The sequence below is a fragment of the Lentzea sp. HUAS12 genome (genome assembly GCF_024125735.1).
GTDB lineage: Bacteria > Actinomycetota > Actinomycetes > Mycobacteriales > Pseudonocardiaceae > Lentzea > Lentzea albida.
The window spans coordinates 7,389,923-7,404,550 of sequence record NZ_CP099738.1 but is presented as its reverse complement, the minus strand read 5'-3'; the positions used below and the strand labels follow the sequence as shown (position 1 = coordinate 7,404,550).

Here is a 14,628-nt window from a genome sequence, read left to right as displayed (position 1 = left end):
CGGCTGAAACCAAAAGATGCAGAGCTGGACCGTTGGCAGTAAGCAAGAGGTCCATGAAGACGCTTGCAGTCGCGGTCGCCGCCGCGCTCCTGTTCACCGGAACCGCGCACGCCGACCCCGCGACCGTGGCCCACACGTCCGCGACGTTCGAGAGTTACCGCGACAAGGCGAAGGCCATCACCTACGACGCGAAGGTCCCGGCCGGCGCGAAGGTCACCGTCGTCGGGGTGCCGTCGGTCGGCGGACGGACGACGGTGCTGTTGGTGCTCAAGGGATTGCTGCCGAACCGGGCCTACGGCGCGCACGTCCACGTGAAGAAGTGCGGCGCGGCTCCCGCCGACTCGGGCCCGCACTTCCAGCACGTCAACGACCCCGTGCAGCCGTCCGTCGACCCGGCGTACGCCAACCCCCGCAACGAGATCTGGCTCGACGTGCACACCGACGCCAACGGGTTCGCCCTCGCGGACTCCACTGTGGACTGGCAGTTCACCGAACGGCACGCGCAGTCCGTGGTGCTGCACAACGAACACACGCACACGGGACCCGGCGAGGCGGGCACCGCCGGGCCACGACTGGCGTGCGTGAACGTCGCCTTCTAGTGTCTTGAGTCGTTAATTCGCTGGCAGTAGGCGGCGAGTGACTCGAGGATCTGGTCTGCGGTGCGGGTCCAGACGTAGGGCTTGGGGTTGGTGTTCCACTGCTCGATCCAGCTGCGGATGTCCTTCTCCAGGGCGGTGACCGAGCGGTGGACGCCCCGGCGTAGCAGTTTGACGGTGATCTCGGCGAAGAACCGTTCGACCAGGTTGAGCCAGCTTGAGCTGGTCGGGGTGAAGTGCAGATGGAAGCGTGGATGCTTGAGCAGCCACGTCTTCACCGCGGGTGTCTTGTGGGTGCTGAGGTTGTCGAGGATGACGTGGACGTCCAGGCCGGCGGGCACGTTGTGGTCGATGGTGCGCAGGAACGCGAGGAACTCCTGGTGCCGGTGACGGCGTTTCACCGCGCTGATCACGTGTCCGGTGGCGATCTCCAGTGCGGCGAACAGGCTTGTGGTGCCATGCCGGATGTAGTCGAAACTCTGTCGCTCGGGCACCCCGGGCAGCATCGGCAACACGGGCGCCGAGCGGTCCAGTGCCTGGATTCCGGTCTTCTCGTCCACGCACAACACCACCGCTTTCGCGGGCGAGTCGAGATAGAGGCCGACGACGTCGCGGACCTTGTCCACGAACAGCGGATCCTTGCTGATCTTGAAGGTGTCGACCTTGTGCGGCTTGAGGCCGAAGGCCCGCCAGATTCGCGAGACCGCCGACTGTGACATACCGATCTGCGTGGCCAGTGATCGGGTCGACCAGTGCGTCGCGTTGGCCGGCTTGGTCTCCAAGGTCGTGACCACGATCTGCTCGACCTGATCGTCGGTGATCGTGCGCGGCCGACCCGGCCGCGGTTCGTCTGACAACCCGTCCAGCCGGTCGCGCAGGAACCGGGCTCGCCAGGTCGCCACCGTCTGACGACCTAGGTTCAACCGTTGCGCCACAACGGTGTTCGACTCACCGGCCTCGGCGCATGCCAGCACGATCCGGGCTCGCAATGCCAACGCCTGCGCGGTCGTTCGCCGACGCGTCCAGCCCTCCAGGACTCGACGCTCGTCATCGGACAGGGTCAGCGGCACCAATTTCGGGTTCGGCACCAGCACAACCTAGTGCTGATGCCGATTTAACGACTCAAGACACTAGACCTTGTTGATCACGAAGAAGTCCGTCACGAACGCGACCGGGTCGCCCGCGGTGTTGCGGCCGACCCACGTCGGGTAGACGCCGTCGCCCCACCCGGTCGAGAACGCCACGACGTTCAGGCCGGACCGGGCGTCGGTCACGTTGGCGGGACCACGCCCGCCGCCCACCGCGCCGAGCGCGTCGATCAGGTCGCAGTTGCCCAGCTCGTCGTCGCTGACGAGGCGGTCGACCGCCGTGGCCGCGGCGAGGTCGAAGAACGCGCCGGTGCTCGACTTCACCTCGTACCCGAACTCCGGCATGACCGGCAGCATCGGCACGTGCTCACCCGGCACGACCGCCGGACGCCACGAGTACGCGGGCTCGTCCTTGATCGTCACCTTCGCGGCCGCGACGCGATAACCCTGTCGCTCGTCGGGAACGCCGTCGCCGTCGATGTACGACACCAGCGAGACCGACACCGGGTAGCTGCCCGGCTCGACCTCGTCGGTGAACGCCTCCGCGTCCTCCGGCCAGACGACGAACGGGTCCGCCGCCACGAGCCTGCCCGTCGGCAGGGCCAGCTCACCCACCTGTTCGACGGTGATGACCTGCTGTTCGCCACCGCCGGTCGACCTGCCGACGGGTCCGTCGACGAAGAACCGCTCGAACCCGGACCTGATCAGTGCAACCGCCCCCATGAGCTAGGCCACCTCCAAGGGCATGTTGGCAGAAGGGTCCGACACCCGATCGGGGCACCTTGGGTGTTCGCCGTGGGTGAAGACCCCAGGTGTCGCAACGAATCCGCTGCCACGCTGGTCAGCGTGGGGACGATCGACGTGGTGCGCGGCGGCACCACTCGACAGGAAGTCGACATCATCGTCGCGGTGGCGAACGGGTCGTTGCCTGGGCCGGTGTGGGAGGCGGCGGGCACGGCGAGGACGAGGTGCTGACGAGTCGCCACGTCCGGTCGTTGCGACTGGCGCGGACGCCCCGCTGGTCACTGATGGTGAAGATCACGGCAGGTCAGTGCCGTAACCTGGAGGGCGTGTCCGTTCCCTCCACGCTGAAGATCGGCCCGTTCGCCGTCGACCCGCCCGTCGTGCTGGCCCCCATGGCCGGCATCACCAACGTGGCGTTCCGGCAGCTGTGCCGTCAGTACGGGGCCGGGCTCTACGTCTGCGAGATGATCACTGCGCGCGCCCTGGTCGAGCGCGACCCGATGACCATGCACATGATCACGTTCGACGAGGGCGAGAGCCCGCGGTCCATGCAGCTCTACGGCGTGGACCCGAAGAACGTCGGCGAGGCCACGAAGATGATCGTGGACGAGGACCTCGCCGACCACATGGACATGAACTTCGGCTGTCCCGTGCCCAAGGTGACGCGCAAGGGCGGTGGCGCCGCGCTGCCGTACAAGCGGGAGCTGTTCCGGCAGATCGTGCGGGCCGCGGTCCGCAACGCCGGGGACATGCCGGTCACCGTCAAGTTCCGCATCGGCATCGACGACGACCACCTGACGTACCTCGACGCCGGACGCATCGCGGCGGACGAGGGCGCACAGGCCGTGGCACTGCACGCGCGCACAGCGTCGCAGCGGTACTCCGGCAAGGCGGACTGGTCGGCCATCGCGCGGCTCAAGGAGGCCGTGACGAGCATTCCCGTGCTGGGCAACGGCGACATCTTCAGCGCCCAGGACGCGCTCGACATGGTCGCCGAGACCGGGTGCGACGGCGTGGTCGTCGGGCGCGGCTGCCTCGGCAGGCCGTGGCTCTTCCGGGACCTGCAGGCGGCGTTCCGCGGCGAGCCCGTCCCCGAGGGGCCGACCCTCGGGGAGGTCGCCGAGGTGCTCAGGACGCACGCGCGGCTGCTCGCGGCCCACGACGGTGAGAACAAGGGTCTGCGGGACCTGCGCAAGCACATGGCCTGGTACTGGCACGGCTTCCCGGTCGGCGGTGACACGCGCAGGGCGTTCGCGATGGTCTCGAGCCTGCAGGAGCTGGACGACCTGATCGGCACGCTCGACAAGGCGGTGCCGTTCCCCGCGAACGCCGAGGGGCCGCGCGGCCGGCAGGGCTCGTCGGCGAAGGTCGTGCTGCCCGAGGGCTGGCTGGACGACCCCGAGGACGCCACGGTGCCGTCCGGCGCGGACGTGATGCACTCCGGTGGCTAAGCGACTCGTGGTGCTCATGGCCGCGCTCGCACTGCTCGCGGGCTGCGGCGGACCGATCGCGGGCACGCCGCGCCCGGCCCAGCTGGGTGACGGCGAGCGGACGAAGTTCAAGGACTACTACGCGCGGGTCAACAAGGCCGGTGACGAGGGCGCGGCCCAGCAGGCCGAGCTGCTGAAGGACACGCAGCACCCCGACTTCCGGCAGAAGACCTGCGACCTGCGCGGCGCCACCATCAAGGTCGAGCCGACGTGGACGACGCTGCGCGCGGACGCCGACTGGGCGCCCGCCGGCGAGAAGGCCCACCCGCGCGGTGACGTGTACGTCGTCGCCGTCACGATCACGATCCGCCAGAAGGACCAGGTCATCGGCAGCCAGATCGGATCGATGCACGTCGTGCTCCTGGACGACGAGGTGTACGGGTTCGCGCCCTGCCTCGGTGGCTGAGCGGGTTGTTGATCTTCCAAGCTCACTGGATCGGAGCAGTTGACGGTCAACCGGACGGGGGAAATCCCGTCCACAGGTGTCTCCGTAGCTCAAGCGCCGCCTCTCCGGGGACGACACCTGGCAGGTAAGGAGGTGACCGCGATGACCGCACTGCGACCCGAGACCGCAGAGATCCAGCAGGCCGACGCCAGCGTCGACAAGCAGGGTCCCGGCCTGGTGGGGCTGCACGAGTCCATCGCGACGTTGCTCGCCTCCCGCGGCCAGTGGCGCCAGGCGTACCAGCACCTGCGTTCCGCGCTCGATCTCGTCCACGCGGACCAGGTCGAGGAGCCGCACGTCCCGGAGCAGCTGCGCCGCGAGGTCGACAGGCTGCGCCGGGAGCACGCCGAGGCACGCGAGCAGAGCCTGCGCGACAGCCTCACCGACTCCTACAACCGCCGTTACCTCGACCAACGGCTGATGGACCTGCTGACCGAGCACGGAGCGTGCCGGCACGGGCTCGCCATCGCACTGATCGACCTCGACTGGTTCAAGCAGGTCAACGACACCTTCGGCCACCTCCTGGGCGACCGGGTGCTGCAGCGCGTGGTCGAGCTGCTGCAGCAGGGCCTGCCGGAGGGCGCCTTCTGCGCCCGCTACGGCGGCGAGGAGTTCGTGCTCGTGCTGCCCCGCGTGGACGCCGCGAGCGCGGTGGAGATCGCCGAGGCGGCCCGCGAACGTGTCGAGCGTCACCCCTGGCAGGAGATCGCGCCGGGGTTGCGCGTGACGGTCAGCGCGGGCCTCGCGTACGAGCCGCCCGCGGACGAGGCGCCGGAGCGTCCGGCGGTCGGGGCCGAGCAGCAGCTGCTGCGCGCCGACAGCCTCCTCTACACGGCCAAGCAGTCGGGACGCAACGCCGTGGCGTACCGTGCCGACGGACGGGTTCGCCTCGCAGGTGCTGCCTCGGGCAGGCGTGCGATCGCCGAAACACGTGTTCTCGGTTACTACTGAGTGACCTTGCTCACCCGTTCAGGGCAAGCCTCGTACTCGTAATCGCGTACGGATCGCAGCCGTATCACCCGGAGTGGTCGTCAGAACTCGGCTACATCCGTAGTATCGCGGGCGCAACTGACACGCCGGTGATGCAACCCTTGTGTCCCGGTCGTCGTCACTTCGTAATGACGAACCGCTTTTGCTTCTGACCCAGAAGGGAGATTGGGTGCCCGACGACCCCCGACGTGGCGGCCCCTCTTCCCGTGGTGATCAGGATCCCCAGCACGACCAGCCGACCGGCCGTAGACGTCGCTCGATGGAAGGCTCTGGGGGCCTGAGCGTCTCGGACCTCATCGAGCAGCACAGCAGGACGGACATCCCCCGGCCCGTTCCGCCTGGCTCGCCCGACGCATCCACGACAGGCAGGCGTGCCCTGCCCGATCCCCCCGCGACCAGCGGCAGGCGGGCTCTGCCCGATCCGCCGGTCCGCCACCAGCAGCAGCCTCCGCAGGCACCGCGGCAGCAGCCACCCGCGGCTCACCGGCCAGGTGAGCAGACGGGTGCGCGCCCGCGGCCCGAGCAGGCACCGCAGAACTTCACCGGCGAGCAGACCGGCAGGCGGCGCAGGGCCGAGAGCCCCGAACCGGCCGGTCCGCCGCAGACCGGTCCCCGGCCGAGGCCTGCCCAGAACCCGGAGCAGAGCGGCGCCTACCGCGTTCCTGGTGAGCAGACCGGCCAGCGGCCGAGGCCCGACGCGCCTCGCCGCCCGGCCCCCGGCGAGCAGCCGGGTCAGCCGACCGGCACGGTCCGGCGGCCGGCTCCGAACGGCGCCCCGCAGGCGGGGCCACCGCCGCGCAGGCCCGCTCCGGGCGACGTCCCGTCGTCGAACGGCATCCCGCGGCCGCCCGCACCCGACGGCACCGCGAACGGCATGCCCAGGCCGCCGGCTCCCGGCGACCCGCGGCGGATGCCTCCCGGTGACGTGCCCTCCGCGAACGGCATCCGGCGTCCCGTCCCCGGTGTCGCGCCTGAGGCAGGTCTGCCGAACGGCACGGTCCGCAGGCCCGACGCCGGTGGGGCACCGCCGCGCAGGCTCCTGCCGGGCGACGCGCCGTCGTCCAACGGCATCCCGCGCCCGCCGGTGCCCGGCGAGGCCGCGCAGCCCGGTGGCCCGAAGCGTCCCGGTGAGCCGAACGGCCTCCAGCGCCCGCCCGTCCCGGGAGCAGCGCCGGAGGGCCCCGCGCCCCGTCGCCTCCTGCCGGGCGAGGCACCGTCCTCGAACAGCATTCCCCGTCCTCCGGCCCCCGGCGAGGGTCCTGATCCCGCCGGACGCCGCCCCATGCCCCCGAACGGGGACGTGACGGGCAGGCAGCCGATGCCGTCGCGCGCCGAGTCGAGCGGCCCCCGGCCGATGCCCCCGCGGGCGGAGTCGAGCGGTCCCCGTCCGGTCCCCGGCGGCATCGCGAACCGGCTCGGGTCCGAGCCGGTGGACGAGCCGAAGGCCGACGCGCCCGGCCCCGAGGCCACCCAGATCGCTCCGGCGGCGGGTGTGGCCAAGGTCGAGAAGCGCGAGGACATGGACCCGTTGAGCCTCACCACCGAGATGGAGGCCATCGGCGACGACGTGAAGAAGCGCCGCGAGGTGGACCACACCCTCGCGCGGTTCTCCGCGGTGCACGACGAACTGCTCGAGCAGGAGCGCCAGCGCAAGGAGCGGCGCGCCAAGCTCATGCCTTGGGTCAAGGAGGGCGACGACGGCGAACTGGTCGACGAAGCGACCGAGTACGCCGAACCCGTTGCCCTGGACGAGGAAGACGGCGAACCGCGGGTCACCGGCCGCACGCCCCAGCAGCGCAAGCTGATGCGCACCGCGCGGATCGGCGCGATCGCCGCCGCGGCCGTCGTGTTCGCGTCGACGGGCATCGGCTGGACCGCGACGAAGTGGGCCGACTCCAAGTTCCAGAAGATCGACGCGCTCGGCGGCAACTCGCAGGCCGTGCTGCAGGCGGACAAGCAGCTCGGTGACGAGAACTTCCTGCTGGTCGGCTCGGACACCAGGGCCGGTGCCAAGGCGGGTGACAACGTCGGCACCCAGGACCAGGAGGGTGGCGCGCGGTCGGACGTGATCATGCTCGCGCACATCCCGAAGGACCGGAAGCGCATGGTCATCGTGTCGCTGCCGCGTGACGTGCGCGTGGACCGCCCGGACTGCCGGACGTGGAACCCGGACAACGGTCAGTACGCGGGTCCGCTGGCGCCGGAGAAAGAGGTCATGGCGAACTCCGTCTACAACGACGGGGGGCCCGAGTGCGTGGCCAACATGATGACCCAGCTGACCGGCCTCAAGATCAACCACTTCGTCAGCATCGACTTCGTCGGCTTCCGCGAGATGTCGACGGCGATCGGCGGCGTGGAGATCTGCACGCCCACGAAGATCGTGGACGACGAGCTCGGCGTCGTGATCGACAAGCCGGGCAAGCACGTCCTCAAGGGCGACCAGGCGCTGTCGTACGTGCGCGCCCGCAAGGTGCAGGCGCAGGGTGACAGCGGCACGGACTTCGACCGCATCAAGCGGCAGCAGGGTTTCCTGTCGGCGATGCTGCGCCAGGCGCTGTCGAACGAGGTGCTGCTGAGCCCGACCAAGCTCAACAACTTCATCAACGCGCTCACGAAGTCCACGGCAGGCGACAACATCGACGTCGCCTCGCTGCTGGAGCTCGCGAACTCGTTGCAGAGCCTCGAAGCGGGCCGCGTCTCGTTCGTGACGATGCCGCACTGGACCGACGAGGGCCCGACGTTGTCGAACAACGACAACATCGAGCGCCTCAAGAACGACGACATCAAGGCGTTGTTCCAGACGATCATCGACGGAACCCCGCTGCCGCAGGAGAAGGCGGCCGAGCCGAAGCCCGGCGACGCCAACCCTCCCGCCCAGCAGCCCGGCACCGTGATCGACCCCAAGCAGGTCAGCATCCAGGTGCTGAACGGGGACGCGTCGAACGGCGGCGCGGCAGACCGGACGGCGAACGCGTTGGCGCAGAAGGGCTTCCAGATCGCCACCCGCGGCAACGCGCCCAGTGCCGAGAAGACGATCATCAAGTTCGCGAAGGGCAACGAGAACAAGGCGGCCACGCTCAAGGCCGCGGTGCCCAGTGCGGAACTGGTCGAGTCGCCGGAGATGGGCGGCGCGGTCGAGCTGGTCATCGGCAAGAACTTCGACGAGAAGATCCAGGCTCCGGGAGAAGGCGGCCAGCAGGGCACCCAGCAGGGACAACCCCAAGGTCAGCCGGGCACCGATCTGTCCATTGTGAACGCGGCACAGGACCCCTGCGCGGCGAAGTGATTCGCCTGGGGTTCACCTCCGGTTCATCCTGGCATGTCGCTGCCGCGATGGTCGGGACGTAGGCTGAGCGCATGCGCGAGGCCTACCACGACTCTCTAGAAGAGCTCGCCGAACGACTGGCCGACATGACCGGCATGGTCGCCGAGGCGATGCAGAACGCGACCGCGGCCCTGCTGGGTGCAGACCTCGGTCTGGCCGAGCAGGTCATCAGCGGTGACCAGAAGGTCGACGACGTCCGCTCCAGCATCGAGGAGCAGTCGTACGCACTGCTCGCCCTGCAGGCACCGGTCGCGACCGACCTGCGCACGGTGCTCGCGGTGATCCACGCCGCCGAGAGCGTCGAGCGGATGGGCGACCTCGCCCTGCACGTCGCGAAGGCCGCACGCCGCCGGCACCCGGCGTCGGCGCTGCCGGACGACGTCAAGCCGTACTTCGAGGAGATGGGCCGCATCGCGGTCAAGCTCGCGAACGAGGCCGCGGAGATCATCCGCGCGAAGGACGTCGACCGCGCGCGCAACCTCGAAGAGGAGGACGACGCGATGGACGACATCCACCGCCACCTGTTCTCCGTGATCATGGACAAGGAGTGGCAGCACGGCGTTCCCGCCGCGGTGGACGTGACGCTGCTGGGCCGCTTCTACGAGCGCTACGGCGACCACGCCGTGTCGGTCGCCAAGCGCACGGTCTTCGTCGTCACCGGCCGGATGCCCGGCTACGGTGGCGACGACAACCTCTAGCTCCTTCAGTTACCGAAACTGCCCATCGCGCTCTGCCACCAGCTCCGGATCGGCGTAGGCCTCGGAGAACTCGGCGAGCACGGTGGGCAGTTCTTCGTCCCACACCGCGCGTGCCTCGTCCCGCGGCAGGTCCCGCGCGTCGACGGTGAAGTACGCCCACGCGCGCACGATGTCGGGCAGCAACGCCAGATCCGCGTCGGACACGTGCAGCTTCGCCGCCACGTCGAGGATCAGCACGGCGGTCAGCGACGCCGGTCCGTAGACGACGGGGTCGCGGTTCTGTTCCACCGCGGCGGAAGTGACGATCCGCGCGAACGCCCGCGCGGCCTCGACGTCCGCGATCCCGTGCTCCGAAGCCAGGAACGCGTCGACGACCTCGTCCGTCCTCTCCGGACTGACGGCGGGGATCTCGTACTCGCTGGGCACCAACGCGCTCACGCGGGCGTCGGCGAGTGCGATCAGCTGCACGGGGTGCCGCACGTCCTCCTCGCCCATGAGGCCTTCCTCGGCCTCCTCGTCCGGCCCGTCCGCCCAGAACTGCTCGACGTCCGGCCACACGCGGTCGTAGACGTCGCTCGCGCTCAGGGCGGTGATCTCGTCGCGGAACGCCTCGGGCGTGGAGGCGATCATGTCCTCCAGCAACGCGACCGTGCCCTCGTCCGGCGTGGAGAACAGCTCGATCGCGGTCGCGCCGAGCACCGGCTGGCGCATGAACAGCACGGTCTCGCCGACGCCCGCGCGCTCCTGCGTGATCGCGATGACCTCGACGTCGCCCAGCAGGTTCGTGACGAGGAAGGCGTCGCGGAAGTCCGCGACGGTGCCGGCGACGTACCACGGCGGCTCGGCGACACCGCGTGCCGCAACGACTTCGGCGGCCGCGAAGGCGGCGGCCCTGCTCTCCTCGGAGCCCACACCGGACAGCGCGCGCAACGCGGTGAGCGCCGCCGGGTCGTCCATCGCCTCCAGCGCCTCGATCAACGGCGCGGTGCCGGATCCGGCCAGCCAGAGGGTGGCGTAGAGCTCGCTCGCCCAGGCGTCCGCGAGCAACCAGGACTCGGAACGCACCGCGGCCGCCGACTCGAGCAACGCCCCGTACGGGGAGTTGTTCTCGGGCCTGCGGCCGGGTGCCTTGCCTTGCTTCTTCTTGCGGCTCTTGCTCTGCGGGCTCACCCGCAGCAATTTAGTGCAACGTGGAGATTTAGCCGAACCGGCCGGAGATGTAGTCCTCGGTCGCCTTCTGGCCGGGGTTGGAGAAGATCTTCTCCGTGTCGTCCACCTCGATCAGCTGTCCGGGCTGACCGACACCCAGCAGGTTGAAGAACGCGGTCTGGTCGGACACGCGCGCCGCCTGCTGCATGTTGTGGGTCACGATGACGATCGTGTACTCCTTCTTCAGCTCGGTGATCAGGTCCTCGATCGCCAGCGTGGAGATCGGGTCCAGGGCCGAGCAGGGCTCGTCCATGAGCAGCACGTCGGGCTGCACCGCGATGGCACGGGCGATGCACAGACGCTGCTGCTGACCACCGGAGAGGCCGCCGCCCGGCTTGTCGAGCCGGTCCTTGACCTCGTTCCAGAGGTTGGCGCCGCGCAGCGAGCGCTCCGCCACCTCGTCGAGCTTCTTCTTGTCCTTCACGCCCGAGAGGCGCAGGCCCGCCACCACGTTGTCGCGGATGGACATCGTGGGGAACGGGTTGGGGCGCTGGAACACCATGCCGATGGTGCGGCGCACCTCGACCGGGTCCACAGTGGACGCGTAGATGTCCTCGCCGTCGAGCAGCACCTTGCCCTCGACGCGGGCGCCCGGCGCGACCTCGTGCATGCGGTTCAGCGAACGCAGCACGGTCGACTTGCCGCAACCCGAGGGGCCGATGAACGCCGTGACGTTCTTCGGCGGCACCGCGAGCGAGACGTTCTCCACGGCGTGGAACTTGCCGTAGAAGAGGTTCAGGTCCTTGATGTCGAGTCGCTTGGCCATGTCCGCCCGCTCACTTCGTCTTCGGCGCCAGCGCCCGCGAGATCACGGTCGCCAGGAGGTTGAACAGGGTGATGAGGACGACGAGGGTGATCGCCGCGCCCCAGATGCGCTCAAAACCGGCCTGCGTCGGGTTGTTGCGCTCGTTCACCATCATCAACGGCAGCGAGGCCATCGGGCCGTCGAACAGGTTGTAGTTGATGAACGGCGCGTACGCCGCGAGCACCAGCACCGGCGCGGTCTCGCCCATGACGCGGGCGAGGGCGAGCATGATGCCGGTCAGGATGCCGGAGAGCGCCGTCGGGATGACGATCTTGACGATCGTCTTCCACTTCGGGATGCCGAGCGCGTAGGAGGCCTCGCGCAGCTCGTCCGGGACGATCTTGAGCATCTCCTCGGTCGTGCGCACGATGACCGGGACCATCAGCAGCACCAGCGCGATCGACACGGCGAGGGCGCTGCGGCCGAGGCCGAACGTCGTGATCCACACCGTGTAGACGAACAGCGCGGCGACGATCGACGGGACACCGGTGAGGATGTCGACCATGAACGTCGTGGACTTCGCCAGGCGCGAGCGGCCGCCGTACTCGACGAGGTAGATGGCGACCATGATGCCGATCGGCACCGAGATCACGGCGCAGACCAGGCCCTGGACCAGGGTGCCGTAGATCGCGTGGTACGCGCCGCCGCCCTGCTGGCGGGCCAGCAGACCGGACATCGACTTCTGCCACCAGTCACCGTCGAGGATGACCGGGAAGCCGCGCTGGATCACGGTGTAGAGCACCCACACCAGAGGGATGATCGCGATCAGGAAGGCGCCCCAGACGAGTCCGGTGGCGATGCCGTTCTTGATCCGGCGCGAGACGCTGACCGACTGGAACGTCGGCGGCGTCGCGAGGCGCGTGGGGTCGGCGAGGTTCGTGCTCACTCGTACTCCTTGTGGCCGGCGACGATCGAGCGCGCGATTGCGTTCACGACGAAGGTCAGCACGAACAGCACCAGACCGGCGGCGATGTAGGCGCCGGCGGAACGCGGGTCGTTGAACTCGGGCGCGGCCAGCGCGATCTTCGAGGCGAACGTCGAACCACCGTCGAACAGCGACCAGCCGAACGAGCTGGTGGCGGTGCTCAGGATGATCGCGACGGCGATGGTCTCACCCAGTGCGCGGCCGAGGCCGAGCATCGAGGCGGAGACGTAACCCGCCTTGCCGAACGGCAGGACGGTCGTGCGGACGACCTCCCACTTGGTCGCGCCGAGCGCGATGGCGCCCTCGACGTGCATCGTGGGCGTGCGCTCGAAGACCTCGCGGCTGACGGCCGTGATGATCGGCAGGATCATCACCGCGACGACGATGCCCGCGGTGAAGATGGTGCCGCCGAGCTGCACGTTCACGTTGCCCTTGGCGAGCAGCGGGATCCAGCCGAGGTTCTCGATCAGCCACTCCGAGAACGGGAAGAGCACCGGGCCGAGCACGAACAGGCCCCACAGGCCGAAGACGATCGAGGGGACCGCGGCCAGCAGGTCCACCACGTACGCGAACGGCCGGGCGAGGTTGCGCGGCGCGTACTGCGTGAGGAACAGCGCGATGCCCAGTGCGATCGGCATGGCGATCAGCAGGGCGAGCAGTGCGACGACGACCGTGACGAGCGTCAGGTCGAGGATGCCGAACCGCAGGTTGGACGGGTCCGTGGTGTTCCACTCGCGACTGGTCAGGAAGTTGACGTTGTCCAGCCCGAGCGACGGGATCGCCTGCAGGATCAGGAACAGGCCGATCGCGCCGATGAGGACGACGATGAAGACACCGGACCCCGTCGCCAGGCCGCGGAAGATGCGGTCACCAGGCCGGACGTGAGGTGCCTTGGTCGTTTCTGGAGCTTCCGGTGTCGGGGGAATCGGAGCCTCCGAGGCGTGGGGAGCAGCCGCGACGCCCCGCTCCGCCCCGGTGTCACCGGGGCGGGCGGGGCGCTTGGCCACGACGGGATCTTTCATCGCGTCTGCGTCAGCCGAAGTTTCGCATCAACCTCAGGCGATCGCCTTCACAGCGGTCAGGATCTTGTCCTGGAACGCCTTGGGCAGCGGCACGTAGCCCGCGTCGGCGAGCTGCTGCTGACCGGTGGTGGCGGCCACCGTGAGGAACGCCTTGACGGCCTTCGCGGTGTCGGCGTCGTAGCCCTTCGAGCACACGATCTCGTAGGTCGCGAGCAGCAGCGGGTACGCACCGGCGGCCTTGGAGCCGTAGATGGAGTCGAGGTCGAGGACCAGGTTGTTGCCCTCGCCCTTGACCTTCGCGCCGTCGATGGCCTTGCCCGCCGACTCGGCGTTCAGCTCGACCGCACCGGCACCGGAGTCGATCTTGGCGATCGAGAGCTTGTTGTCCTGCGCGAAGGACCACTCGACGTAGGTGATCGCACCGTCGATGGAGCCGACGGCCTGCGCGACACCGGCGGACTTCTCCTTGCCCTCGCCGACACCGCCCTTGAACTGCTTGCCGTCACCCTTCGTCCAGCCGCCGGCGACCTTCAGGTACTTCTGGAAGTTGTCGGTGGTGCCCGACTCGTCCGAGCGGTAGATGACCGCGATGTCCTTGTCCGGCAGGGCCGCGGAGCCGTTCAGCGCCTTGATGGCCGGGTCGTTCCACTTCTTGACCGCACCGGAGAAGATCGCGGCGGTGGTCTTGGCGTCCAGCACGAGACTGTCCACGCCGGAGACCTTGTAGCCGATGGCGACCGGGCCGAAGACCAGCGGGAGGTTCCACGCCGGGTTGGTCTGGCAGCGCTTGGCGGCGGCCTCGGTCTCGGCGCCTTCCTTGAGGGCGGAGTCCGAGCCACCGAAGTCGACCTGGCCGGCGTTGAAGTTCTTCACGCCCGCGCCGGAGCCGGAGGGGTTGTAGGCGAGGTCCACACCGGGGCAGGCGGCCTGGTAGGCCTGCACGAACGCGTCGACCGCGTTCTTCTGCGCGGAGGAGCCCTCAGCGTTGAGCTTGGTCTTGCCACCGCACTCGACAGGCACAGAGGCAGCGTTCGACGAGGTGCTGTTCGTGCCACCCGCCGGCGCGTTGTTGTCGCTGCCACATGCACTGAGCAGCAGCGCGCTGGCCGCGACGAGGCCGAGCACGGCACCGTGCCGCTGGATCTTCACCTTGGTCCTCCACCTTGCGGAAAGCAGTAGCGGTTTCGCGACGGACGCCGCCGCTCGTTGTGGAAGGTAGGTAGCCAGGGTGGACAACCCACCTAGACAAGGTGAACGGGAGGTGAACACAGGACGGGAAGTGACGGGTCAC

14 protein-coding genes are annotated in these 14,628 nt (G+C 69.1%); 7 read left to right on the top strand and 7 right to left on the bottom strand.

Annotated features, from left to right (window positions below; translation table 11 throughout):
- Nucleotides 1-53 precede the first annotated feature (53 nt).
- Nucleotides 54-599: a superoxide dismutase gene (locus ND450_RS34355; protein ID WP_253322448.1), complete on the top strand. Its 546-nt coding sequence runs from the start codon at nucleotides 54-56 to the stop codon at nucleotides 597-599.
- On the opposite strand, the gene ND450_RS34350 is transcribed toward ND450_RS34355, so the two are convergent.
- Both ND450_RS34350 and ND450_RS34345 read right to left on the bottom strand, forming a co-directional pair.
- Nucleotides 596-1,684 carry an IS630 family transposase gene (locus ND450_RS34350; RefSeq protein WP_253322447.1) on the bottom strand — a complete coding sequence of 363 codons (1,089 nt, stop codon included), beginning with the start codon at nucleotides 1,682-1,684 and terminating at the stop codon, nucleotides 596-598. The two genes, ND450_RS34355 and ND450_RS34350, sit on opposite strands and share 4 nt — an antisense overlap.
- A gap of 42 nt (nucleotides 1,685-1,726) precedes the next feature.
- Nucleotides 1,727-2,407 (bottom strand): DUF4241 domain-containing protein, encoded by a 681-nt coding sequence (locus tag ND450_RS34345; protein WP_253322446.1) that lies wholly within the window; start codon nucleotides 2,405-2,407, stop codon nucleotides 1,727-1,729.
- A 123-nt stretch (nucleotides 2,408-2,530) separates the two neighbouring features.
- Here ND450_RS34345 and ND450_RS45785 point away from each other — a divergent pair, with 123 nt between their 5' ends.
- The 6 genes from ND450_RS45785 (at nucleotide 2,531) to phoU (ending at nucleotide 9,376) form a co-directional block, all read left to right on the top strand.
- On the top strand, nucleotides 2,531-2,659 hold the full coding sequence (locus tag ND450_RS45785; protein WP_256557337.1) for a hypothetical protein: 129 nt from the start codon (nucleotides 2,531-2,533) through the stop codon (nucleotides 2,657-2,659).
- A 53-nt stretch (nucleotides 2,660-2,712) separates the two neighbouring features.
- On the top strand, nucleotides 2,713-3,879 hold the full coding sequence (gene dusB, locus ND450_RS34340) for a tRNA dihydrouridine synthase DusB (protein WP_253328079.1): 1,167 nt from the start codon (nucleotides 2,713-2,715) through the stop codon (nucleotides 3,877-3,879).
- Entirely contained in the window at nucleotides 3,872-4,324 is a 453-nt protein-coding gene (locus ND450_RS34335) for a hypothetical protein (protein ID WP_253322445.1), read from the top strand. Before dusB ends, ND450_RS34335 begins: the two co-directional genes overlap by 8 nt.
- 141 nt (nucleotides 4,325-4,465) lie before the next feature.
- On the top strand, nucleotides 4,466-5,314 hold the full coding sequence (locus ND450_RS34330) for a GGDEF domain-containing protein (RefSeq protein ID WP_089919127.1): 849 nt from the start codon (nucleotides 4,466-4,468) through the stop codon (nucleotides 5,312-5,314).
- A gap of 298 nt (nucleotides 5,315-5,612) precedes the next feature.
- Nucleotides 5,613-8,639 (top strand): LCP family protein, encoded by a 3,027-nt coding sequence (locus tag ND450_RS45900; RefSeq protein ID WP_305885185.1) that lies wholly within the window; start codon nucleotides 5,613-5,615, stop codon nucleotides 8,637-8,639.
- Between the two features lie 71 nt (nucleotides 8,640-8,710).
- Nucleotides 8,711-9,376, top strand: a complete 666-nt coding sequence (phoU, locus tag ND450_RS34320; protein WP_089918836.1) for a phosphate signaling complex protein PhoU — start codon at nucleotides 8,711-8,713, stop codon at nucleotides 9,374-9,376.
- Between the two features lie 9 nt (nucleotides 9,377-9,385).
- Here phoU and ND450_RS34315 read toward each other — a convergent pair whose 3' ends face one another.
- Genes ND450_RS34315 through pstS form a run of 5 tightly spaced genes read right to left on the bottom strand, consistent with a single transcriptional unit; the run spans nucleotide 9,386 to nucleotide 14,486 of the window.
- Nucleotides 9,386-10,546, bottom strand: coding sequence for a hypothetical protein (locus ND450_RS34315; RefSeq protein ID WP_253322444.1), 1,161 nt, complete (start codon nucleotides 10,544-10,546; stop codon nucleotides 9,386-9,388).
- 28 nt (nucleotides 10,547-10,574) lie between these two features.
- The gene (pstB, locus tag ND450_RS34310; protein ID WP_089918831.1) at nucleotides 10,575-11,351 is read right to left on the bottom strand and encodes a phosphate ABC transporter ATP-binding protein PstB; all 777 of its coding nucleotides are present in this window, start codon (nucleotides 11,349-11,351) and stop codon (nucleotides 10,575-10,577) included.
- Nucleotides 11,352-11,361: 10 nt separating this feature from the next.
- Entirely contained in the window at nucleotides 11,362-12,276 is a 915-nt protein-coding gene (gene pstA, locus ND450_RS34305; protein WP_089918829.1) for a phosphate ABC transporter permease PstA, read from the bottom strand.
- Complete coding sequence (gene pstC / locus ND450_RS34300) at nucleotides 12,273-13,337, bottom strand: phosphate ABC transporter permease subunit PstC (RefSeq protein ID WP_253322443.1); 1,065 nt, start codon at nucleotides 13,335-13,337, stop codon at nucleotides 12,273-12,275. Before pstC ends, pstA begins: the two co-directional genes overlap by 4 nt.
- Nucleotides 13,338-13,370: 33 nt before the next feature.
- Nucleotides 13,371-14,486, bottom strand: coding sequence for a phosphate ABC transporter substrate-binding protein PstS (gene pstS, locus ND450_RS34295; RefSeq protein WP_253322442.1), 1,116 nt, complete (start codon nucleotides 14,484-14,486; stop codon nucleotides 13,371-13,373).
- Nucleotides 14,487-14,628: the final 142 nt, after the last annotated feature.